The sequence below is a fragment of the Aquipseudomonas ullengensis genome, from assembly GCF_014174475.1.
GTDB classification, from domain to species: Bacteria; Pseudomonadota; Gammaproteobacteria; order Pseudomonadales; family Pseudomonadaceae; genus Aquipseudomonas; species Aquipseudomonas ullengensis.
Map to the genome: position 1 here is coordinate 423,038 of NZ_JACJUD010000004.1, position 23,094 is coordinate 446,131.

A 23,094-nucleotide genomic window follows, 5' to 3' on the forward strand; every position below is an offset into this window, starting at 1 on the left:
TGGCCTGCATCATCAGTGGCGACCCGCCCTAAAGGCACTGGGTATTCGTTACCGACCCCCGTACAATGCGCGCCACACTTACGCAACCCTGTGCTTGATGGCTGGCATGAAGCCCGCATTCATCGCCAAGCAGCTCGGCCATTCGATTCAGATCCTGCTGACTCGGTATGCCTGCTGGCTGTATGGCGCGAGTGACTGGGCAGAGATGGAAAAATCAGCTTTTGCCCCCAAAAGTGCCCCAAGCGTAACCGAACACCTTTGAAACCCGCGAGATAGAGCCTCTTGATTTCCACAGCCAACATCACCATGCAGTTCGGCGCCAAGCCGCTGTTCGAGAACGTTTCCGTCAAGTTCGGCAACGGCAACCGCTACGGCCTGATCGGGGCCAACGGCTGCGGCAAGTCGACCTTCATGAAAATCCTCGGTGGTGATCTGGAGCCGTCCGGCGGCCAGGTGATGCTCGAGCCGAACGTACGCCTGGGTAAATTGCGCCAGGATCAGTTCGCCTACGAAGAATTCACCGTGATCGATACCGTGATCATGGGTCACGAAGAGCTGTGGAAGATCAAAGCCGAGCGCGACCGCATTTATTCGCTGGCAGAAATGAGCGAAGAAGACGGCATGAAGGTCGGCGAGCTCGAAGGTGAGTTCGCCGAGATGGACGGCTACACCGCCGAGTCCCGCGCGGGTGAACTGCTGCTCGGTCTGGGTATTCCGCTGGAACAGCACTTCGGTCCGATGAGCGAAGTCTCCCCAGGCTGGAAACTGCGCGTGCTGCTGGCCCAGGCGCTGTTCTCCGACCCGGAAGTGCTGCTGCTGGACGAACCCACCAACCACCTGGACATCAACACCATCCGTTGGCTGGAAAACATCCTCACCCAGCGCAACAGCACCATGATCATCATCTCTCACGACCGTCACTTCCTGAACAGCGTGTGCACCCACATGGCTGACCTGGACTACGGCGAGCTGCGCCTGTTCCCGGGCAACTACGACGAGTACATGACCGCCGCCACCCAGTCGCGCGAGCAACTGCTGTCGGACAACGCGAAGAAGAAGGCGCAGATCAGCGAACTGCAGAACTTCGTCAGCCGCTTCTCGGCCAACGCCTCGAAAGCCAAGCAGGCCACCAGCCGTGCCAAGCAGATCGACAAGATCCAGCTGGCCGAGGTCAAGCCGTCCAGCCGCGTCAGCCCGTTCATCCGCTTCGAGCAGAACAAGAAGCTGCACCGCCAGGCCGTGATGGTCGAGAAAATGGGCAAAGGCTTCGACGGCAAGACGCTGTTCAAGAACTTCAGCTTCCAGGTCGAAGCCGGCGAGCGCGTGGCGATCATCGGCCCCAACGGCATCGGCAAGACCACCCTGCTGCGTACCCTGGTCGGCGAGCTGACCCCGGACGCCGGTTCGGTCAAATGGACCGACAGCGCTGAACTGGGCTACTACGCCCAGGACCACGCCCACGACTTCGAAGACGACGTGACCCTGTTCGACTGGATGAGCCAGTGGACCCAGGGCGAGCAGGCGGTGCGTGGCACCCTCGGCCGCATGCTGTTTTCCAACGACGAGATCCTCAAGTCGGTGAAAGTCATCTCCGGTGGTGAGCAAGGCCGCATGCTGTTCGGCAAGCTGATCGTGCAAAAGCCCAACGTGCTGGTGATGGACGAGCCGACCAACCACTTGGACATGGAGTCCATCGAGTCGCTCAACCTGGCGCTGGAGAACTACCCGGGCACGCTGATTTTCGTCAGCCACGACCGCGAGTTCGTCGGCTCCCTGGCCACGCGCATCATCGAGCTGTCGCCGAACGGCATCACCGACTTCAGTGGCACCTACGATGACTACCTGCGCAGCCAAGGCGTAATCGTCTAACCGAGACTGGCCGGCTGCGCGTCGGCCAGCCGGCGTTGCAAGCGGGCTCAGGCTGCTCATTTACAGTGAGTAAACTCCGCGCCTTCGCCTCGCCCGCTTGCGCCTTGTCTGGCTCTAGCTCGCTCGCCCCTCATGATTGTGAAAACAAAAAAGGCATCCCATGGGATGCCCTTTTTATTGGCTGTGTTCCAGTTATGTGTTGCCAGGGGAGAAACCTTCCCGTCCGTCCCTGCACCGATCTGGATTCCCGCCTGCGCGGGAATGACGAAGTGGGTGGGAGGACGCTGTGCTACACCCCTGCCTCGTCATTCCCGCGCAGGCGGGAATCCAGAGGCTTTCGGCAGCACGGAAAGAGACATAGCCTTTCTATTGCGGTTATATCCGGCTCTCAATGCCCTCCGAGATAAGCGTTGCGCACTTCTTCGTTGCCCAGCAGTTCGGCGCCGGTACCGGTCATGCGAATCTCTCCGGTGACCATCACGTAGGCGCGGTCCGACAGCTTGAGCGCGTGGTTGGCGTTCTGCTCGACCAGGAAGATGGTCATGCCGGTCTTGGCCAGTTCGCGCAGGGTCTGGAAGATCTGCTTCACCACGATCGGCGCCAGGCCCAGGCTCGGTTCATCCAGCAGCAGCAGCTTGGGGCGGCTCATCAGTGCACGGGCAATCGCCAGCATCTGCTGCTCGCCCCCGGACATGGTCATGGCCCGCTGGTTGCGGCGCTCCTTGAGGCGTGGAAACAGCTCGAACATGCGTTGCATGTCCGCGTCGGCGTGGGCCGTACCAATGGGGATGGTGCCCATCAGCAGGTTTTCCTCGACGCTCATGTCAGGAAACACCCGGCGCCCCTCCGGCGACTGGGCGATGCCATTGGACGCCACGTAGTGCGCGCTCTTGTGGGTGATCTCGGTGCCCTGGTAGAGAATCTGCCCACCACTGGCGCGCGGCTGGCCGAAGATCGACATCAGCAGCGTAGACTTGCCGGCCCCGTTGGCGCCGATCAGGCTGACCGTCTCGCCTTCGTTGATATGCAGGCTGACCGAGCGCAGCGCCTGGATCGGCCCGTAATGCACATCGACGTTCTTGAACTCTAACAACGGCCCGCTCATGCCACTTCCTCTTCTTCCGCGCCGAGGTAGGCAGCGATGACTTTGGGGTCGTTCTTGATCGCATCCGGGCCGCCCTGGGCGATCACGTTCCCGTATTCGAGCACGACGATGTGGTCGGAAATATCCATGACCATGCCCATGTCGTGCTCGATCAGCAGCACGGTGATGGCGTGCTGGTCGCGCAGGCGCCGGATGATCTGGCTCAGCGCATGGGTTTCCGCCGGATTGAGGCCAGCAGCGGGCTCATCCAGGCAAATCAGTTCCGGCTGGGTGCACATCGCCCGGGCGATCTCCAGGCGGCGCTGCTGACCATAGGACAGCTCGCCCGCCAGGCGGTTGGCGCAATCCACCAGGTCGACCACTTCCAGCCAGTAGAAGGCGTGGTCGAGCAGCTGGTTTTCCTTCTCGCGAAAGCCCTTGGTATTGAGGACCCCGGCCAACAGGCTGCGGTTGGAGAGCATGTGCTGGGCCACCAGCAGGTTCTCCACCACCGACATTTCCTTGAACAGGCGGATGTTCTGGAACGTGCGCGCCAGGCCGGCGCGGTTGACCAGGTGAGTACCGCCGAACAGCTTGTACCAGAGCCGCGAGCCGAACTGCCGTGGCTTGACGAAGTCGTCCGCCTGGAAGAACTCGCCGAGCACCTGGATCACGTTGGTGCTGGAGCCATTGGCGTTGAGCTTGATGCTGCCGCCGGTGGCCGAATAGAAGCCGGTGAGGCAGTTGAACACCGTGGTCTTGCCCGCGCCGTTGGGCCCGATCAGCGCCGAGATGGAGTGGCGCTTGATGCTGAAGTTGACGTCGTTGAGCGCCTTGATGCCGCCGAAATGCATCATCAGGTTGTCGACCGAGAGGATCAGCTCATCGCTCATGGCGCCACCCCCTTGCGTGGGGCAAAGCCGGTACGGCTGATGCGTACCAGGCCGCGCGGGCGCCAGATCATCATCAGCACCATCAGCACGCCGAGCAGCAGCACACGGTATTCACCGAAGCTGCGCAGCAGCTCGGGCATGACCGTCAGCACAAAGGCCGCAATCACCACACCCACCGTCGACCCCATGCCGCCAAGCACGACGATGGCCAGGATGATTGCCGACTCGAAGAAGTTGAACGACGAGGGGTCGATGAAGCCCTGCTTGGTGGCGAAGAACACCCCAGCCAGCCCGGCGATCGCGGCGCCCATCATGAACGCCGAGAGCTTCACCAGCACATGGTTGAGACCCATGGCACGGCAGGCGATTTCGTCCTCGCGCAGTGCTTCCCAGGCCCGGCCAATCGGCATGCGGGTCAGCCGGTGCTTGATGTAGAGCACCGCCATCACCACCAGGAACAGGGTGACGAAGGTGAAGATCAGCTCGGCATTGGGGTTGTAACTGACGCCCAGCCACTCGTGGATCGGTACTCCGCCCTCCTTCGCCCGCCGCCCGAACTCCAGGCCGAGGAAGGTCGGGCCCGGCACCGGCACGCCGTTTGGGCCGTTGGTGAAGCCCACCCAGTTGTTCAACACCAGACGAATGATTTCACCGAAGCCCAGGGTGACGATGGCCAGGTAGTCGCCATGCATGCGTAACACCGGGAAGCCGAGAATCGCTCCCGCGCAGGCCGCCAGCACCACGGCAATCGGCAACATCGACCAGAAGCCCAGGCCCAGGTACTGATACCCCAGCGCCAGGCCATAGGCGCCAATCGCATAGAAGCCGACGAAACCCAGGTCGAGCAGGCCCGCCAGGCCCACAACGATATTCAGGCCCAGACCAAGCAGCACGTAGATCAGACCGAGGATGACCACCGACAACAGGTACTTGTTGGCGAAGAACGGGAACGCGATCGCCAGCAGGATCAGCAGCGGAATCGCGTAGCGCAGCATCGACTTGTGGTCCGAGGGCAGCACATGCACGCCGTCCTGGCGCTGCAGCGAACTGGCAAAGGCGCGCCCGCGCGAGGACTGCAGGAACAGGCTGAGCATCAGGCGCCCGGCCATCACCAGGCCGACCATGATCGCCAGGCGCTTGGGCTCAAGCTGGAAGCTGTAGCCCTGCAGCACCACACCGACGATGGGGCCAAACACGATCAGGGCAATAAAGCCGGCGAGTACGGCATCGATCAGGCATTTCTTGATATCGAGGGAAGCGGTTTGACCGACAGACATCGTTACACCTTCGCCACATGGGGTTTGCCCATGAGCCCTTGCGGTCGGAAGATCAGAATCAGTACCAGCAGTGAGAAGGAGAACACGTCCTTGAAGTCCGAGTTGACCAGCCCGGAGAACTGCGCCTCGGCCACCCCGAGGATCAGACCGCCAAGCATCGCCCCCGGCAACGAACCGATGCCGCCGAGTACCGCGGCGGTGAAGGCCTTGATACCGATGATGAAGCCGGCATAGAAGTCGAAGGTGCCGTAGTTCATGGTGATCAACACGCCAGCCAGGGCCGCCATCGAGGCGCCGATGACGAACACGTAGGAGATCACCCGGTCGGTGTTGATCCCCAGGATCGAGGCCATCTTGCGATCCTGCTGGGTGGCGCGGCACATGCGGCCGAGCTTGGTGCGGTGGATCACGTAGGTCAGCACGCCCATGCCGACGAACGAAGCGATGATGATGAACAGCTTGGTGTAGGTGAGCTGGACGAAGCCGTCACCGACATGGAACTTGATCACCCCTTCGAGCAGGGTCGGCACGCCCTGCTGGCGGGCGCCCTGGCTGATCTGCACATAGTTTTGCAGGATCAGCGACATGCCGATGGCGCTGATCAGCGGCGCCAGCCGCGTGGAGTTGCGCAGTGGCTTGTAGGCGATGCGCTCGATGGTCCAGCCATAGACCCCGGTGACCACGATGGTAAACACCAGCGTCCCGAGGATCAGAAAAGGGAAGGATTGCAAACCGAAGAAGCTCAACACGGCCAGACCGATGGCCGCGAGGTAGGCAGACACCATGTACACGTCGCCGTGGGCGAAGTTGATCATGCCGATGATGCCGTAAACCATGGTGTAGCCAATGGCGATCAAGCCATAGACCGAGCCCAGGGTCAGCCCGTTGATCATTTGCTGGAGGAAAATGCCGTCCATGCAGGAAGTCTCGTAGGCGTGGGATTGCTTGGACGTTCCGCAACCTCCACCCGTCTCAGGCGGAACACCGCTGCGTCACGTTGAAAGGAAGCGCCGCCCCACCCGCATGCACGGGTGGAGCGGGCTGGGGGAATCAGGGCAGCTGGTGGTACTTGCCCTTGTCGTCCCACTGGTACATCACGTAGTCGGAGACTTTCAGGTCGCCCTTGGCGTCGAACGCCTTCTTGCCCATCACGGTATCGACCGGATGGCTTTTCAGCCAGGCACTGGCCTTGGCGCCATCGGTGCCGCCGGCGCCGGTGAAGGCAGCCGCCAGGGCTTGCACCGAGGCGTAGGCGTACAGGGTGTAGCCTTCCGGCTCGAAGCCATTGGCGCGGAACTTGTCGATCACCGCTTTGCCGTCAGGCAACAGGCGCGGGTCGGCGCCGAAGGTCATCAGCACGTCCTTGGTGTACTGCGGGCCGCCAGCGGTGGTGACCATCTCGTCGGTCACCACGCAGTCGCCGGACACGAACGAAGCGGTCACGCCCTGCTCGCGCATCTGGCGAACCAGTGGACCGGCTTCCGGGTGGCAGCCGCCAAAATAAACGACGTCGGCATCGGCAGCACGGATCTTGGTAACCAGGGCGTTGAAGTCCTTCTCGCCGCGGGTCAGGCCTTCGTACAGCACCGGCTCCAGGCCCCGGGTAGACAGCTGCGCCTTGGTGGCATCGGCCAGGCCCTGACCGTAGGTGTCCTTGTCATGGATGATCGCGACTTTCTTGGCTTTCAGTTTGTCGACCAGGTAATCGCCGGCCACCACGCCTTGCTGATCATCGCGGCCGCACATGCGGAACATGGAGCTCAGGCCGCGCTCGGTCACTTGCGGGTTGGTCGAAGCCGGGGTGATGGCGATGATGCCCGCCTCGTCATACACCTCGGACGCCGGAATGGTCGACGAGGAGCAGAAGTGCCCGATCACGCCGACGGCCTTGTCCGAATCCACCAGGCGGTTGGCCACGGCCACGGCCTGCTTCGGTTCGCAGGCGTCGTCCGCCTTGACCAGTTTGATCTTCTCGCCGTTCACACCGCCTGCGGCGTTGATGTCTTCGGCGGCCTGAGTTGCACCACGCCAGTATTGCTCGCCGAACGAAGCGTTGGCACCGGTATGCGGGCCGGCAACGCCGATCACGACGTCCGCTTGTGCGAGGGAAGAAGCGCCCACGGCGGCGGTGACCGCCAGAGCCAGAAAGCCTTTTCTGAAAATCTTCTGCGACATGGAGTTGTGCTCCTGAGGGTTTTGGGGTTGGCAACCTGCGACAGCAAGGCTTATGCCAGCCTAACCCAGGAAATGAAAAGCACCTGAATTCAGAGCTTATTGATAAAAATTCGTCGCATTTTGGAAGAAATAAAAATGCCTCACTGAAAAACCAAGGCATTTACGCCAAAACCAAGAAGGCTTTTTCAGCCGCGTCTTTTACTTTCGGTAACGGTGATTTTTCCTTTATTTATCGCCCTGCTTCGGTGCGGTAAAAACACCCACTTGCACCAGCAATTAGCGCAACCGTTCGAGCCCGCCAAACCGCCAGCCCGCGACGGCCTTGCCCTGCCCCATACGCTAAAAAATCGTGCCGCGCAGAAACGAAAACGGCGGTGGCTGGTGCAAGGTCGTGCTCTATCAGCACGCCTCGCCCAGCCACCGCCGGGGTATTGCTCAGCCTGTTACTCAGGCTGCGGCGAACAACTCGCCGATCTGCGCCTGGGCGCTTTTCAGGGCATTGGCGCGCGGCTCATCACCGTAGGCCAGGCCTTCGGCGCGGACGATCTCGATATCGGTGATACCGAGGAAGTTGAGCACCTGCACCAGGTACTGCTCATGGGCCTGGCCGCTGGGTTGACCGGCATGGATGCCGCCTGCGGTAGAGGCAATCACCACTTTCTTGCCACCGGCCAGGCCTTTCGGGCCGTTCTCGTCGTAGGCAAAGGTTTTGCCGGCGACGGCGACGCGGTCGATCCACGCCTTCAGCTGGGTCGGCACGCTGAAGTTGTACATCGGCGCACCGATGACGATGGCGTCGGCCGCGAGGAACTCGTTGAGGGTCGCTTCGGCCAGTTCGACTTCGTGCTTCTGCGCCGCATCGCGCAGGTCAGCTGGAGTGCCGCCCGCTACCAGGCTAGCGGCGGACAGGTGGCCCAGTGCGTCGCTGGCCAGGTCGCGGTAGCTGACCTGGGCAGTCGGCTCGGCGGCCTGCCAGGCCTGGACCAGGCTGCGGGTCAGTTGGCGGGAAGCGGAAGCATCACCGAGGATGCTCGAATCGAGATGCAGCAGTTTCATGGGAATTCCTCAATGAGCGATCAACGGGTCGTGACCGGATGCAGTGAATCCTACCCATGAAGCCAAAGCTCGGTTAGTCAGCGAAAGTATGATTCAGCGTCCTACCTATGGAGCCAATCAACGCCCAGATGCCTGCACCGGACCGAGGGTCTTGCGGAAGAAAGCCACCGCATCGGCACTCAATTGATGATGGATGGCCACCCGGTCGACGCCCTCGGCATCCTCACAGAGGTAGGGCAGCAGCCGGGCCATCTGCGCCGAACACGGCGCCATGAACACGAAGTGACCGGCACCCGGCACCACCCGGTAATACGGCGCACGCGGCAGGCTGCGGTTGAGCGCGTCGGCGTTGTGCTCCAGCGCCAGCACCTGGTCATCGTCGCCGGAATAGAGCAGCACCGGCACCCGCACCTCGGCCAGCGCCTGCTTGTCGAACATCAGCCCCAGCGGTGCCAACAGCAGCAGCGCCGCCACGCGCGGGTCGGCGCTGGCTTCGAGGTCGTCACGGTCGGCAATCAGCCGGCCCTGGGTGGCACAGGCGTCGGCATCCTCCGGCACTTGCTGGCAGTACGCGCGCAGGTGCTCGGGCTCAGGCTGCGCGCCGGCCAGGATCAGGGCGCTTTCGCCGCCAGCCGAATAACCGATAACGCCAACCCGTGCGCTGTCGAGATGGCGTCCCAGCAGCGGGTCCTGGCTGGCCGCATCGATGGCCGCCGACAGCTGCAGCGGCCGCCCGTAGAGATTGCTCAGCGTGCCCAGGCGGCTCTGATCCTGGTAGTTGTCGCCCGGATGGATCACCGCCAGTACCACGAACCCCTGCTGGGCCAACGCAGTAGCGAGGTCGTGATGGGCCAGCGGCGAGCCGCTATTGCCGTGGGAGAGGACGATCAGGGGGTAGTGGCCGGGCGCGACAGGCGCATCCAGCGAGGCGGCAACCTGGTACAGGTCCATCTCGATGTGCCCCGGCGGCGCGCTGGCCGGGTAAAAGGCGATGGCCTGCATCGGCTGCTGGTCGAGCGGATCGTGAAAACTCAGCTGATGCATGCCCACCGGTAGCGGCTGCACCAGCGCCTGGCTCGACAGGGAAACCAGGCAACAGCCGGACAACACCAGCAACAGGGCACTACAACGCCTCAACATGCTGCTCACCTACCCTTGCGCACTCAGGAGTCGGGCGTGCCTGCCATCACGGTTGCCGCGCTGCACGCCTTGAGCCGGCAGCGCCGAGGCGAATCCCCAGCGCCACTTTCATCTGCATGGATTACGCCAGGCTCACGCGGCGCCGAGGTAATCCATCTTGCCCAGGGCCACGCCATTGTGGCGCAGGATCGCGTAGGTGGTAGTGACGTGGAAATACAGGTTGGGCAGCGCAAAGCTCAGCAGGAAGGTCTGCCCGGAGAAGTTCAGCTCACGGTTCGGCGTCTTGATGCTGATCGGCAGGCTCTCGCTGCCATTGACCTGGTCGGCGCTGATGCACTGGATGAACGCCTGGGTCTTGGCGACACGCTCCTGCAGGTCGGCGAAGCTGCTTTCGGTGTCGGCGAAACTGGGGGTATCCACCTGGGCCAGGCGCGCGGCCGCGCCCTTCACCGCGTCAGTGGCGATCTGTACCTGGCGCGACAGGGGGAACATGTCCGGCGCCAGGCGTGCATTGATCAGCACTGCCGGATCGATACCCTGGCTTTCGGCATGGGCCGCCGCCTTGCCGAGAATGGCCGACAGGTTAGTCAACACACGACTGAAGACTGGAATGGAAGCCTCGTACATGGACAAGGACATGGTCTGACTCCGATTGGTTGAAGTGGGCGCCCGCGGAGCGCTCCGGGGGCGGACGCTCACAATACACCCGGTTTCACGCCCGTGGCGCGTCGAGAATAAGCCTCACACGGCAGTGCAATGACATCCATCACCGGAAAAATGCCATAGTTCGTCTCACAAACAGGACGACTCTATGCACGATCTCAATGACCTTTTCTACTTCGCCAAAGTGGTCGAGCAAGGCGGCTTCGCGGCTGCCGGGCGTTTGCTGGGTATCCCCAAGTCGCGCCTGTCGCGACGCGTCGCCGAACTGGAAGAACGCCTCGGCGTACGCCTGCTGCAGCGCACCACGCGCAAGCTGGCGCTGACCGATGTCGGCGAACGCTACCTGCGCCACTGCCAGGCCATGCTGCTGGAAGCGGAACAGGCCGAGGAAGCCGTCGCCACGCTGATCAGCCAACCGCGCGGGCGCCTGCGAGTGTCCTGCCCCACAGAGCTGGCCCGCACTCGCCTGCGCCAATGCATCGCCAGCTTCATCGCCCGTTATCCGGAGGTGCAACTGGAAGTCGTCCTGAGCAACCGGCGCATAGACCTGCTCGACGAAGGCATCGACGTCGCCCTGCGCGTACGCGAACACGGTGACGAAGACCCATCGCTGATCTGCCGGCAACTGGTGCCCGCCCGCGCCTATCTAGTGGCGGCACCCAGCCTGTTGCTGGGCATACAGATCAATACTCCGGACGACTTGAGCAAACTGCCGGTGCTCGGCGCCCTGGCCAATGACCGGCGCGTGCACTATCTGCTGCGCGATGCCAAGGGCGACAAGCGCGATATCGCCCTGGAGGCACGCCTGGGTATCGAGGATTTCGAGGTGCGCAAGGTCGCCGCCCTGCAAGGTCTGGGCATGACCATGCTGCCGCAGAGCAACTGCCAGGAAGAACTGGACGACGGCCGTCTGGTGCGCCTGCTGCCGGACTGGGAGTTGCCCGGCGGCCATCTGCAAGCCGCCTACACCCACAGACGCGGCATGCTACCTGCCGTGCGGGCGTGGATCGAACACCTCAGCGAAGCCATGAAGGACAGCGACCTGCGCCCGGTGTGAAAGCAGCGCAATAGTTAGCAAGCTTTCTTTACTAGCGATCTCAAGCGATCATGGCCCGCAGCATTTCTCCGTTTCCGGCCAGGTTCACCCATGAGTACGCCCGAGCAGTCTGCAACCGCCACGACCTTGCAGATCGTCTCCATCGTCCTGTTCACCTTTATCGGCTTCCTCTGCGTCGGCCTGCCGCTCGCGGTGCTGCCCGGCTATGTGCATCTCGACCTGGGCTACAGCTCGGTGCTGGCCGGCTTGGTGATCAGCATGCAGTACCTGGCCACGTTGGTTTCCCGGCCGATCACCGGCAGCCTGTGCGACAGCCTCGGCCCCAAGCGCGCAGTGGTCTATGGCCTGGTCGGCTGCACCGTCAGCGGCCTGCTGACCCTGCTCTCACCCCTGCTGCAGCACCTGCCCCTGGTCAGCCTCGGCCTGTTGCTGGCCGGGCGCCTGGTGCTCGGCGTCGCCCAGGGTTTGATCGGCACCGGTTCAATCAGTTGGGCGATCGGCCGGGTCGGCGCTGACGACACCGCCCAGGTGATTTCCTGGAACGGCATTGCCGCCTATGGCGCCATTGCCGTCGGTGCGCCGCTGGGTGTGGTGATGGTCAAGTACCTGGGACTGTGGAGCCTGGGCGGCCTGATCACCCTGCTCAGCGTCGTGGCGCTGCTGCTGGCCCAGCGCAAGCCGGCCGTACCAATCTTCCACGGCACCCGCCTGCCGTTTCGCCATGTGTTCCTGCGCGTGCTACCCAATGGCCTGGCGCTGGCCCTCGGCACCATCGGCTACGGCACCCTGGCGACCTTCGTCGCGCTGTATTACGCCAGCCGCGGCTGGGACGGCGCGGCCTATGCGCTGACCGCCTTCGGCTGTGCCTTTATTGGTGCGCGACTGATCTTTGCCGGCGCGATCAAGAGCCGCGGCGGCTACCGCGTAGCCATCGCCTGCCTGGCCATCGAGAGCATCGGCCTGCTGCTGTTGTGGCTCGCGCCGAGCCCCTGGCTGATTCTCTGCGGCGCGGCGCTGACCGGCTTCGGCCTGTCGCTGGTGTACCCGGCCCTGGGCGTCGAGGTGATCTCGCGCATTCCTGCCGCCAGCCGCAGCTCGGGCCTGGGCGCCTACGCGATCTTTTTCGACCTGGCGCTGGGCATTGCCGGCCCGCTGATGGGTATGGTCGCCACCGGCTTCGGCTTCGCCAGCATCTTCCTGGTGGCCGCCCTGCTAGCCTTGCTCGGCGTGCTGATCAGCTGTTACCTGCTGCGCGGCGCCAGCCATCACACGGACGAGACGAGATGACCACCGACGACATTGCTGCGTTCTGCCTGAGCCTGCCGGGCGCCCGCGAAGACCTCAAATGGGGCAGCAACCGGGTGTTCTCGATTGCCGGCAACAAGATGTTCGCCATCCTCGACTTCTTCGGCGATGGCCTGGCCTTCAAGGTCGGTCCGGAGCTGTTTCTCGGTTTCGTCGACCGCCCGGGCATCCGCCCGGCGCCGTATCTGGCACGGGCCTACTGGATCAGCATGGGGACGCCGCTGCCACTGGGCGACAATGAGCTGCGCGAGCTACTGACCCGCTCGCACCAGTTGGTGGTGCGCAAGCTGCCGAAGATTCGCCAGGCCGGCCTGCTGCTGGATCAGTGAGGCAGCCAGGCGCCGAAGTAACGCCCGCCCAGTAGCAGGTGATCGATCCAGAACGCCTGGTGCAGCAGCACGATGGCCCAGCACACCACCTGGAATGACAGCTTGCGCGTCTTGTGCCGAAACACCTGCTGCGCCACTAGCGCCCCCGGCCAGCCGCCGAGCAGTTCAGTGATGTGCAGGGTGTTTTCCGGCGTGCGCCAGCGCCCTTTCTGCGCACTCTGCTTGTCGTTCCAGTACTGCAGGAAGCTGATCAGGCTGAGCAACGGATAAACGCCCAGCGCCCAGATCGCCCCGTTATCACGCAGCAATTGCAAAGCGCCGAGCAGCGGCAACAGGCACAGCCCCGCCAGCACCAGCAGTTTGAGTGGCAAGGCCTGGATGCCGGTCGACGGCTCCTGCCGTGCAGGACGAGCCGGCTGGCGTGGCGCAGCCTTGGGTGGCGCCGGCTTGGCGGAACCGGTCGGCTTGGGTTTGCGGCGGATCGCCGGGCGATCCAGGCTCAGCCCCTCACCGCGCATGTGCTCGGCACGTAGCCGCCCCTGGCCATCCTTGCCGGCCAGGAACAGCACCGGCTGGCCGACCTGCGGGCGCTGGTCGCCACGCATCGCCGAGATGTGCACGAACACGTCTTCGCCACCGCGCTCCGGGGTGATGAAGCCGAAGCCCTTGTCGTCATTCCAGCTGCGCAGTACGCCGCGTTGTTCCATCACGCTCATCTCCCTGTCAGCCCTGCGCCGTGCTCCAGTCGATCAGGCCGAACTGCCAGGTGGCGAGGATCAGCAGACCGAAAACGATGCGGTACCAGGCGAACACCGCATAGCTGTGGTTGGCGATGAACTTGAGCAAGGCCCGCACGGCGATCATGGCGAACAGGAAGGACACCACGAAGCCGATGGCGAACACCGGCAGGTCTCCGGGCTGGAACAGCTCGCGGTACTTGTAGCCGGAATACACCGCGGCACCGACCATGGTCGGCATCGCCAGGTAGAAGGAAAACTCAGTGGCGGCGCGGCGCGACAGACCGAACAACAGGCCGCCGATGATGGTCGAGGCTGAGCGCGAAGTACCGGGAATCATCGCCAGGCACTGGGCGAAGCCGATCTTCAGGGCGTCTTTCCAGGTCATCTGCTCGACTTCCTCGACGCGGATCTCATGCTTGCGCTGCTCGGCCCAGAGGATCACCACCCCGCCGACCACCAGCGCCAGCGCCACGGTGATGGGGTTGAACAGGTACGCGTGGATCTGATCGGAGAACGCCACGCCCAGCACCACCGCCGGGATAAAGGCGATCAGCAGGTTGGCGGTGAAACGCTGCGCTTCACGCTGGCGCGGCACGTTGAAGGCCACTTCGAGGATCTTGCGCCGGTATTCCCAGACCACCGCGAGAATGGCACCCAGCTGGATGATGATGTTGAACGCCATGGCCCGGTCACCGCCGAAGCCGATCAGGTCGGCGACAATGATCTGGTGTCCGGTGCTGGAAATCGGCAAGAACTCGGTCAAGCCTTCGACGATGCCAAGAATCACTGCCTGCAGCGCGGACCACACATCCATGAATCGAATACCTCGGGGCTGGCCTTTGCGCAGGGCCGGCCGATAGAAAGGGTTGGAAGAGCAAAAAGGCCTCGAATCCTACCAGAGGACGGTCTTTTTCGCTGCCAGGCCAACGGCTGATAACGCAGCTTCTAGACTGCCTGTTAACTAGCGGCCCAAAGCCACCACAATAATAAAACCCGGAGTCATCCCGCCCATGAACAGCCTGCGTAGCCTCCCCATCAGCCGTCGCCTGTGGCTGATCCTGTTGAGCTCCATCTTCATGCTGCTGGCCCTGGCCGGGCTGATGCTGCAGCAAATCCATGGCGACCTGTACAAGGCCAAGGCCGTGAAGACCCGCGACGTGGTGGCCAGCGCCATGGGCGTGATCAAGTACTACCAGGGGTTGGAAAGCGGCGGCCTGGCCCGGGAAGAAGCGCAGAAGCAGGCCATGGAGGTGATTCGCGGCCTGCGCTATGACAAGGGCGACTACTTCTGGATCAACGACATGACCCCGGTAATGGTCATGCACCCGACCAACCCCAAGCTGGAGGGCCAGAACCTCTCCGGCCTGAAAGACCCGGACGGCAAGTTCCTGTTCAACGAAATGGTCGCGCTGGCGAAGAAAAGCGGCGCCGGCCAGGTCGACTACCGCTGGCCCAAGCCGGGCTCCGAAGAGCCGGTGCCGAAGATCTCCTACGTCGAGCTGTTCCAGCCCTGGGGCTGGATCCTGGGTTCGGGCATCTATGTCGACGACGTGCAGAGCGAGTTCCGCGAGCAGGCCCTGCGCGCCGTCGGCATCCTGCTGGTGATCACCCTGATCCTCGCCGCCCTGGTGATCCTGATTGCGCGCAGCATCGCCCGCCCGCTGGATGATGCGGTCAACGCCATGGCCAACATCGCCAGCGGCGAAGCCGACCTGACCCGCAGCCTGGACAATCAGGGCCGTGATGAACTGACCGCCCTCGCCGGCCACTTCAACGGCTTCACCAACAAGCTGCGCAGCGTGATCGGCGAGTCGCTGCAGGCCGCCAGCACGCTGAACCAGGCCTCGCAATCGCTCGGCGAAATCGCCAGCAATGCCCAGCAGCACAGCCAGCAGCAGTCGCAGCAGATGGAGCTGGTGGCCACCGCGATCAATGAAGTGTCCTACGCCGTGCAGGACGTGGCGAAGAACGCCGAGCACGCCTCCAACGAAGTGCGTGACGCCGAACAACAGGCCCTGCAAGGCCAGCAGAACATCGACAGCAGCCTGCGCCAGATCGACCAGCTGTCCAGCACCATCGACCAGGCCGTCGAGGTGATCCGCAACCTGGCCACCGAAAGCACGCAGATCGGTAGCGTGCTGGAAGTGATCCGCGCGATCGCCGAGCAGACCAACCTATTGGCGCTGAACGCCGCCATCGAGGCCGCCCGCGCCGGCGAACAGGGCCGTGGCTTTGCCGTGGTCGCCGACGAGGTACGCCTGCTGGCCCAGCGTACCCAGCAGTCCACCGCCGAGATCCAGACCATGATCGAGCGCCTGCAGGGCAACTCGGAGGCGGCAGTGAAAGTCATCAACGCCAGCAGCCAGGCCTCCCAGCAAACCGTCGAGCTGGCTCGCCAGGCCGGCACCAGCCTCAGCCAGATAGCCAGTTCGCTGCGCAATATCACCGGCTTGAACGCTTCCATCGCCAGCGCCACGCTGCAACAATCCCATGTGGTCGACGACATCAACCAGAACGTCACCCAGGCGGCATCCCTGGCCCACGAAAATGCACTGGCGGCCGACCAGTCCAGCGCGGCCAGCCAGCACCTGGGGCAACTGGCCAGCCAGCTGAACCGTCTATTGGGGCAATTTCGCGTATGAGGGCTTAATGAGCAGCATGGAGCACCAGGAAGTCGACCTGAGCAAGCCGCAGAATCAGGACCTGATCTGGGATTTGGACAGCATGGCCCGCCGTGAGCTGGCGGAGCGCTTCATCACCCTGTTCGAAAACCGCCTGTGCGTTTACTCCGAATCGGTGCGCCAGCTCTACACCAACTACAACCTGCACTTCCCCTCGGACCTGGGACGCAAGATGGTGGTGTTGCCCAACCCCTACGCCTTCCACGACACCCTGCACGGCATCGACAGCGCTGCCGTGCGCCAGACCGGGCTGTGCGTGCTGCCTGGCAGGCTGCTGGGCAAACCCGGGCTGCTCCTGGCCACGCAGATGAAGGAAGGTGGCCCGGCGCCCAAGACCATGCCGTTCAAGCAGGCGCTGGCGCAGATCATCAGCAACCAGAAGAAGATCGGCGACGTATTCCTGCCGATCATGATGAAGGGCGACCTGCGCGAGTTCGACCAGCAGATGCCCTACATCCACCTGCACCGCCTGCAGGTGCAGAAGCTCACGCGCCTGTCGACCTTCGAACGCGACGATATCCAGCAAACCATCACCCGCAAGCTGCTGGAACTCTACCGCCGGGCCGACAGCCTGGTCTGCTGACCCCGCAGACTGCATCAGCGACCTGACAGAAGCCTGCAGCGCCACAACGCAGCATGGCCGACGGACAGGAGATCGTGGGCAGGTTCTTAGCGAATCCGGTGCTTGTGCAGCAACCGGTAGAAGGTCGGGCGAGACACCCCCAGCACCCGGGCAGCCTGGCTCATGTTCTTCGAGTAGTGCAGCAATACATCGCTGAGCGCCTGCTGTTCGGCGCGGCAAATGTAGTCATCCAGCGTGCCAAGCAAGGGGATCGCAACCTCGCTGACTTCCATGCCCAGGTCCGCCGCTTCGATCTGTCGCCCCTCCGCCAGCACCATGCCACGGCGCACCCGGTTGGCCAGCTCGCGCACATTGCCCGGCCAGGGATGCTCGATCATCGCGCGCACCGCCCGCTCGCTGAAGCTGCGCGGGCGCCGGCCGATCTCGACGGCATAGCGCCGGGCGAAGTATTCGGCCAGGCAGCGGATATCCACGGTGCGCTCGCACAGCGGCGTGGTCTGCACCTGCAGCACATTGAGCCGGTAATACAGGTCTTCGCGAAAACGTCCCTGGCGGATTGCCGCTTCCAGGTCGATGTGGGTCGCCGCCAATACCCGCACGTTGACCGAGATTGGCTTGCTGCTGCCGACCCGCTCGATCTGCATTTCCTGCAGGAAGCGCAGCAGGTTGGCCTGCAACTCCAGCGGCAGGTCGCCAATTTCGTCGAGAAACAGCGTGCCGCCATCAGCCGACTCGATGCGCCCGATCTTGCGCTGGTGGGCGCCGGTGAAGGCGCCCTTCTCGTGGCCGAACATTTCCGACTGGATCAGGTGCTCGGGAATCGCCCCGCAGTTGACCGCCACGAACGGCTCCCCGGCCCGCCGCGACAGGCGATGCAGGGTGTGCGCCACCAACTCCTTGCCGGTGCCGCTTTCACCACGAATCAGCACCGGTGCCTCAGTGGGCGCCAGTTTGCTGAGCAGGCGGCACAGCTCGCGGATGCTGCGGCTGCTGCCCAGCAGCTCGTGCGGGTGCTCATCGCCGACGTCACTGCCTTTGCCACGCAGGCGCGCCATGCCGAAGGCGCGGCCGAGGGCCACGCTGACCCGGTCCACGTCGAACGGCAAGGTGTGGTAGTCGAAGAACCATTCGCCGATGAAGTTGCCGATTTCCGGCTGCTGCAAGGCTTCCGAGCTGAGCACAGCGATCCACTCGGTGCCGCTCTGGCTGATCAGTTGCTTGAGGGTTTCCGGCCGTTCCAGATGTGGCGCGCGCAGGCGAATCAGGCCGACGTCGCAGAGCACCTCGCCGACCTCTTCCAGCCCGCAGCTGTGCACCATCCAGCCGCTGGCCTGCAAGCACGGCAGCAGGCGCTCACATTCATGGCAGGGGTCGACTACTAAAAGACGCCGCGGAGCTGCGGCTACGGCCTGAAGCATAACCAGTCCTTGGCGCCAATTTTTTGAAAACCTAATAAAAACAATAATTTGGCGCAACCACCCATAACGCTAGCAAGAACTCTGACGCTCTTAGGAACGTTTTCTTATAAGACCAAAAAGCTTTCGTGCATAAGCCCGCCAAACGCCTGTATCACGGCGCTTACCCAATTTCGCTATTTGAATTCGGTCACACCGCTTGCCTTATGCCTGCCGGATTGGCATAAACCAGCGCAATAAGAAAATTCCCACACGGATGTAAGCCGAATGCGAATCCTGCGCCGCGCCTTGTACTTGGTCGTGTTGCTCGCCCTGGTGGCCCTTGCGGTGGTGCTGTACTACATCGCCAACCCCAATCTCCCGACGCGTAGCCAACTGGACCAGGTCACCTACCTGGATCAGTGGAACGCGCAGGATCGGCAGACCTACTACTACACCCCCCAGGGCACCCTGGTGAAAGGGCTGCGCTACGAGTGGTTCACAGCCCTCGAACAGCCTTTCTCCAAGGAGAAATTCGCCTCCCTCGACTACCTCGCCCGCTTCGGCTTCCTCGTCGATCCGCAGCAACAGCCGACCGCTCTCAACCCCGGTAACCTGCCGGTGGGTTTCGCCCGCCATCAGGATGACGAAGGCGGCGAGCAGTACCTCGATATCACCTGCTCCGCCTGCCATACCGGCGAACTGCACTACAAAGGCCAGGCCATCCGCATCGACGGCGGCGCCGCCCTGCACTCGCTGGCCTCCACCGTGCCCACCCTCAAAGGTGGCAGTTTCGGCCAGGCGCTGGGCATGAGCATGGCCTTCACCTATTACAACCCGGTCAAGTTCACCCGCTTCGCCAAGACCGTGCTGGGTGACAACTACGAACAGGACCGCAAGCAACTGAGCGACGACTTCAAGGTGGTGCTCGACCGCCTGCTCGGTACCGCCTTCAACGATTGGCACCGCGGCCTCTACCCCACCGAAGAAGGCTTCGGCCGCACCGACGCCTTTGGCCGCATTGCCAACAGCGTGTTCGGCGACGCCATCGACCCAAGCAACTACCGCGTGGCCAACGCCCCGGTCAGCTACCCGCAGGTGTGGGATATCTGGAAGTTCGACTGGGTGCAGTGGAACGGTTCGGCCATGCAGCCGATGGCGCGCAATATCGGCGAATCCCTCGGCGTAGGCGCCACCCTGCACCTGACCGACGAAAACGGCGGCACACTGCCGGAAGCCGAGCGCTACCCGTCCAGCGTGCGCCTGCACGACCTCTACACCCTGGAAGAAACCCTCAAGCAACTGAAGCCGCCTACCTGGCCGGAAGCCATTCTGGGCAAGGTCGACATCGACCTGGCCAGCCAGGGCCGCGCCCTGTTCAGCGAAAATTGCGCCTATTGCCACGCCCCCGACCCGGTGCCGCGCGAGCAACGCGTGGCGCCAGAGCGCGATCCCGAGTGGCACCTGCGCATCGTGCCGACGCGTATTATCGGCACCGACCCGACCACCGCCGACAATATCGCCGACCACCGTTTCGACATTCGCAAGCTGGGCTGGACCAAGGACGAGTTGGGCCGCCTGGACGTCAAGCTGTTCGGTTCCAGCCTGGATGAAGTCGACTTCGCCAGCATCTCCAGCGCCAAGGGCCTGGCCTACGTCACCGCCTACGTGGAGAACCGCGCCTACCAAGATGCCGGCATCCAGCCCCGCGAGCGCTGGCGCATGGACGGCTACGGCCTGGCCATCGGCGTGCAGGAAAAACGCGGCTACAAGGCGCGGCCACTGCATGGCATCTGGGCCACCCCGCCGTTCCTGCACAACGGCTCGGTGCCCAACCTGTTCCAGTTGCTGTCACCGGTAGGCCAGCGCGCCACCCAGTTCTGGGTCGGTAACTTCGAGTACGACCCCAAGCGCGCCGGATTCGTCACCGACAAGTTCGACGGCGGTTTCCTCTATAACACCAGCATCACCGGCAACAGCAACCGTGGCCACGAGTTCCGCGACGGCTGCCGGGTCAATGGCGTGATCGGTCGTGCCCTGGCGCCGGAAGAGCGCTGGGCGCTGATCGAATACCTCAAGGTGATGGGCGACCAAGCCCTGGAAAGCCAGCTCAAACCGGTGGACACCAAACCCTGGACACCCGGCCCGAACTGCCAGAACTGATTAAGGAATTTCAGCATGCTCAAACGTTTCTGGCTCTGGCTTGGCCGTCTGCTTGGCCGCTTGTTGCTCGCCCTGCTGATCATCGGCCTGCTCGGCTGGGGCATCGGCGAACTGTATTACGGCTGGAAATTCTCCGGCCCGGTGTCGACCGAGGAGCAGATCCCGGCCGATGAAGCGGCGCTGACCCAGGACATCATCGAAGACGCCATCAGCGTGGTCGAACAGCACCGCGACAACACCCGCGTACTGCGCGATGCCCACGCCAAGGCCCACGGCTGCGTGAAGGCCGAAGTCAGCGTGCTGCCGACCCTGGATGCCGCCCTGCGCCAGGGCGTGTTCAGCGAACCGGGCAAGACCTGGAACGCCTGGATTCGCCTGTCCAACGGCAACGCCTATCCGCAGTTCGACCGTGCCCGCGATGCCCGTGGCATGGCCATCAAGCTGCTCGACGTGCCGGGCGACAAGCTGCTGAGCAGCAAGAGCACTGCGGGCAACCAGGACTTCGTGATGTTCAACCATCCGCTGTTCTTCGTCCGCGATGTGGCCGAGTACAAACAGAACTTCGCCGCCCAGGCCAGCGGCAAGAAGGTGCTCGCCTTCTTCCCCAGCCTGGACCCGCGGACCTGGGAAATCCGCCACATGATCATCGCCCTGAAAACCCTCAGCCCCGCACCGGAAAGCCCGGTGGCGACCACCTACAACTCCATCGCGCCGTTCAAGCTCGGGCCACTCAATATCAAGTACCGGGTGATCCCCGACCCTGCCAGCTGCCCGTCGTACGAGCTGCCCAAGCAGAACACCGACCTGCCCAACTTCCTGCGCAATGCGCTCTACCAGCAGCTGTCGATGGACCGCGTACCCGCCTGTTTTGCCCTGCAGGTACAGCGGCAGAACGCCAGCCAGTACATGCCGATCGAAGACACCAGTGTGGAATGGAGCGAAACGATTTCGCCCTTCGAGACCATCGCCACCATCAAGGTGCCGGCACAGGACTTCGATAGCAGCGAGCAGAACCTGTTCTGCGACAACCTCTCGTTCAACCCCTGGCACGCCCTGCCCGAGCACCGCCCGATCGGTGGCATCAACCGTCTGCGCAAGGCGGTGTACGAAGCCATCAGCGTCTACCGCCACCAACGCAATGGCGCACAGGACCAGTACTGAAGAGAGCCTGGAGTCCAGGTGCCTGGGGGTATCACGATCCTGTAGGAGCCAGCTTGCTGGCGATGCTTTTGTGCGGCGGTGGATCGCCAGCAAGCTGGCTCCTACAAAAGCGGGCGGGAATCGGGGCTAGCGTCTAGAACCCGGCCAGATCGATCACCGCAAAACTGGCAACCACGGCATGGCCCGGCAGGTCGCCGCCATCGCGAGCCAGGCCGCAAGTCTGCATCCCCGCCTGCTGCGCGGCGTCCAGCTCCTGGACAATATCGGAAAGAAACAGAATCTCGTCAGCCGCCAGGCCAATGCTCTCGGCAATCCGCCGATAAGAGTCCGCCTCGCGCTTAGGCCCGCTACTGGTGTCGAAATAACCACTGAACAACGGCGTCAGGTCGCCCGCCTCGGAACAACCGAAGATCAGCTGCTGCGCCTGGATCGAACCGGACGAGTACACGTACAACCCATAGCCCTCCTCCTTCCAGCGCTTCAGCGCCTCCACCGCATCCGGGTAGACATGGCCCTTGAGCTGGCCGGCCTGATAGCCCTCGGCCCAGATCATCCCCTGCAATGCCTTGAGCGGCGTGGCCTTGCGGTCTTCGACGATCCAGCCCAGCAGTATCTCGATGACGCGAACCAGGTCGGCATCCGCCTCGCCACTTTCCACCCGTACGGCCTGCAGCTGCTCACGCACCAGAGGTTCATCGGCGTGATTCAGGACGAAATCCGGCAGATGCCGTGCGGCATAGGGAAACAGCACGTCGAAGACGAAACTTACCGCGCTGGTGGTGCCTTCGATATCGGTGAGGATGGCTTTGATCGGCATAGATGACTCCAGATGAAACACCAATGATGTGCCCGTCATCCGGCTACGTAGGGTGGATGGCGCTTCATCCATCCACCATGACTTGGCATTGGTGGACGCTAAAGCGTCGTCCACCTTACAAAATGGCCCTGCGCCGGATCAGTCTTCCAGGCGCGGAAAGCGGCTGGCGATGTCGGCGCCGGTGAAGTTGGCCACCCAGCCCTCGGGATTATTGAACAGGCGGATCGCCACGAAATGCGGGAATTCGCCCATGTCGAACCAGTGGCGGGTGCCGGCCGGTACCGAGATCAGGTCGTTCTTCTCACAAAGCACGGCGTACACGTAGTCGTCGATATGCAGGGTGAACAAGCCGCGACCGGCGACGAAGAAACGCACCTCGTCCTCGCCGTGGCGGTGCTCGTCGAGGAACTTGGCGCGCAGTTCGTCCTTCTGCGGATGGCTTTTATCCAGGCTGACCACATCGACCGTGACGTAGCCACGCTCGGCCATCAGCTGGTCGATCTGCGCACGGTAGGCGGCGATCACCTCGTCCTGGCTGGCCCCCGGCAGGACCTTGGTACTGGCCTGCCAGCGCTCGAAGCGCACGCCGACTTCGCCCAGGGTGCTGGCGATGTCTTCCAGGTGGGTCAGCATCTTGTTCGGCACGTCCGGGCTGGACTGGTGGTAAACGGTCAGGCTGCTCATGGCGATGTCCTCTGCGGGATGCT

At 63.1% G+C, this 23,094-nt stretch carries 22 protein-coding genes; 9 read left to right on the top strand and 13 right to left on the bottom strand.

All coding sequences use genetic code 11. From position 1 onward, the window contains the following. Positions 1-106: 106 nt before the first annotated feature. Both H3H51_RS14305 and H3H51_RS14310 read left to right on the top strand, forming a co-directional pair. Complete coding sequence (locus H3H51_RS14305) at positions 107-262, top strand: integrase (protein ID WP_183089724.1); 156 nt, start codon at positions 107-109, stop codon at positions 260-262. A 20-nt stretch (positions 263-282) separates the two neighbouring features. Then, entirely contained in the window at positions 283-1,869 is a 1,587-nt protein-coding gene (locus tag H3H51_RS14310; protein WP_183089725.1) for an ABC-F family ATPase, read from the top strand. A 388-nt stretch (positions 1,870-2,257) separates the two neighbouring features. On the opposite strand, the gene H3H51_RS14315 is transcribed toward H3H51_RS14310, so the two are convergent. The 8 genes from H3H51_RS14315 to H3H51_RS14350 form a co-directional block, all read right to left on the bottom strand. Beyond that, entirely contained in the window at positions 2,258-2,974 is a 717-nt protein-coding gene (locus tag H3H51_RS14315) for an ABC transporter ATP-binding protein (protein ID WP_183089726.1), read from the bottom strand. Further along, positions 2,971-3,846, bottom strand: coding sequence for an ATP-binding cassette domain-containing protein (locus H3H51_RS14320; RefSeq protein ID WP_183089727.1), 876 nt, complete (start codon positions 3,844-3,846; stop codon positions 2,971-2,973). Before H3H51_RS14320 ends, H3H51_RS14315 begins: the two co-directional genes overlap by 4 nt. Next, entirely contained in the window at positions 3,843-5,123 is a 1,281-nt protein-coding gene (gene livM, locus H3H51_RS14325) for a high-affinity branched-chain amino acid ABC transporter permease LivM (protein WP_183089728.1), read from the bottom strand. Before livM ends, H3H51_RS14320 begins: the two co-directional genes overlap by 4 nt. Positions 5,124-5,125: 2 nt before the next feature. Further along, positions 5,126-6,040 carry an ABC transporter permease subunit gene (locus H3H51_RS14330; RefSeq protein WP_183089729.1) on the bottom strand — a complete coding sequence of 305 codons (915 nt, stop codon included), beginning with the start codon at positions 6,038-6,040 and terminating at the stop codon, positions 5,126-5,128. A gap of 133 nt (positions 6,041-6,173) precedes the next feature. Beyond that, complete coding sequence (locus H3H51_RS14335; RefSeq protein ID WP_183089730.1) at positions 6,174-7,298, bottom strand: branched-chain amino acid ABC transporter substrate-binding protein; 1,125 nt, start codon at positions 7,296-7,298, stop codon at positions 6,174-6,176. A 447-nt stretch (positions 7,299-7,745) separates the two neighbouring features. Further along, complete coding sequence (locus H3H51_RS14340; RefSeq protein ID WP_183089731.1) at positions 7,746-8,354, bottom strand: FMN-dependent NADH-azoreductase; 609 nt, start codon at positions 8,352-8,354, stop codon at positions 7,746-7,748. 117 nt (positions 8,355-8,471) lie between these two features. Then, positions 8,472-9,494, bottom strand: a complete 1,023-nt coding sequence (locus H3H51_RS14345; protein ID WP_183089732.1) for an alpha/beta hydrolase family protein — start codon at positions 9,492-9,494, stop codon at positions 8,472-8,474. 132 nt (positions 9,495-9,626) lie between these two features. Continuing rightward, a complete protein-coding gene (locus tag H3H51_RS14350) occupies positions 9,627-10,133 on the bottom strand; it encodes a DUF1993 domain-containing protein (RefSeq protein WP_183089733.1) in 507 nt (168 codons plus the stop codon). Positions 10,134-10,305: 172 nt separating this feature from the next. Between H3H51_RS14350 and H3H51_RS14355 the strand changes: the two genes are divergently transcribed. The 3 genes from H3H51_RS14355 (at position 10,306) to H3H51_RS14365 (ending at position 12,848) form a co-directional block, all read left to right on the top strand. After that, positions 10,306-11,214, top strand: coding sequence for a LysR substrate-binding domain-containing protein (locus H3H51_RS14355; protein WP_183089734.1), 909 nt, complete (start codon positions 10,306-10,308; stop codon positions 11,212-11,214). A gap of 90 nt (positions 11,215-11,304) precedes the next feature. After that, positions 11,305-12,501: an MFS transporter gene (locus tag H3H51_RS14360; protein WP_183089735.1), complete on the top strand. Its 1,197-nt coding sequence runs from the start codon at positions 11,305-11,307 to the stop codon at positions 12,499-12,501. Next, on the top strand, positions 12,498-12,848 hold the full coding sequence (locus H3H51_RS14365; protein WP_183089736.1) for an MmcQ/YjbR family DNA-binding protein: 351 nt from the start codon (positions 12,498-12,500) through the stop codon (positions 12,846-12,848). Before H3H51_RS14360 ends, H3H51_RS14365 begins: the two co-directional genes overlap by 4 nt. Here the strand turns inward: H3H51_RS14365 and H3H51_RS14370 are convergent. After that, the gene (locus H3H51_RS14370; RefSeq protein WP_183089890.1) at positions 12,842-13,555 is read right to left on the bottom strand and encodes a DUF1294 domain-containing protein; all 714 of its coding nucleotides are present in this window, start codon (positions 13,553-13,555) and stop codon (positions 12,842-12,844) included. The two genes, H3H51_RS14365 and H3H51_RS14370, sit on opposite strands and share 7 nt — an antisense overlap. A 16-nt stretch (positions 13,556-13,571) precedes the next feature. Next, complete coding sequence (locus tag H3H51_RS14375) at positions 13,572-14,402, bottom strand: undecaprenyl-diphosphate phosphatase (RefSeq protein ID WP_183089737.1); 831 nt, start codon at positions 14,400-14,402, stop codon at positions 13,572-13,574. A 196-nt stretch (positions 14,403-14,598) separates the two neighbouring features. Between H3H51_RS14375 and H3H51_RS14380 the strand changes: the two genes are divergently transcribed. Beyond that, the gene (locus tag H3H51_RS14380; RefSeq protein ID WP_183089738.1) at positions 14,599-16,230 is read left to right on the top strand and encodes a methyl-accepting chemotaxis protein; all 1,632 of its coding nucleotides are present in this window, start codon (positions 14,599-14,601) and stop codon (positions 16,228-16,230) included. A 7-nt stretch (positions 16,231-16,237) separates the two neighbouring features. Further along, positions 16,238-16,852 carry a hypothetical protein gene (locus H3H51_RS14385; RefSeq protein WP_220791005.1) on the top strand — a complete coding sequence of 205 codons (615 nt, stop codon included), beginning with the start codon at positions 16,238-16,240 and terminating at the stop codon, positions 16,850-16,852. Positions 16,853-16,938: 86 nt separating this feature from the next. On the opposite strand, the gene H3H51_RS14390 is transcribed toward H3H51_RS14385, so the two are convergent. Continuing rightward, positions 16,939-18,270, bottom strand: coding sequence for a sigma-54 dependent transcriptional regulator (locus H3H51_RS14390; protein WP_183089739.1), 1,332 nt, complete (start codon positions 18,268-18,270; stop codon positions 16,939-16,941). Between the two features lie 264 nt (positions 18,271-18,534). Here H3H51_RS14390 and H3H51_RS14395 point away from each other — a divergent pair, with 264 nt between their 5' ends. Continuing rightward, the gene (locus tag H3H51_RS14395; RefSeq protein WP_183089740.1) at positions 18,535-20,409 is read left to right on the top strand and encodes a di-heme-cytochrome C peroxidase; all 1,875 of its coding nucleotides are present in this window, start codon (positions 18,535-18,537) and stop codon (positions 20,407-20,409) included. 15 nt (positions 20,410-20,424) lie between these two features. After that, positions 20,425-21,570, top strand: a complete 1,146-nt coding sequence (locus H3H51_RS14400) for a catalase family protein (RefSeq protein ID WP_183089741.1) — start codon at positions 20,425-20,427, stop codon at positions 21,568-21,570. A gap of 133 nt (positions 21,571-21,703) precedes the next feature. On the opposite strand, the gene mtnC is transcribed toward H3H51_RS14400, so the two are convergent. Together mtnC and H3H51_RS14410 are read right to left on the bottom strand one after the other, a co-directional pair. Continuing rightward, on the bottom strand, positions 21,704-22,387 hold the full coding sequence (gene mtnC, locus H3H51_RS14405; protein ID WP_183089742.1) for an acireductone synthase: 684 nt from the start codon (positions 22,385-22,387) through the stop codon (positions 21,704-21,706). Between the two features lie 138 nt (positions 22,388-22,525). Further along, complete coding sequence (locus H3H51_RS14410) at positions 22,526-23,071, bottom strand: 1,2-dihydroxy-3-keto-5-methylthiopentene dioxygenase (RefSeq protein WP_183089743.1); 546 nt, start codon at positions 23,069-23,071, stop codon at positions 22,526-22,528. Positions 23,072-23,094: the final 23 nt, after the last annotated feature.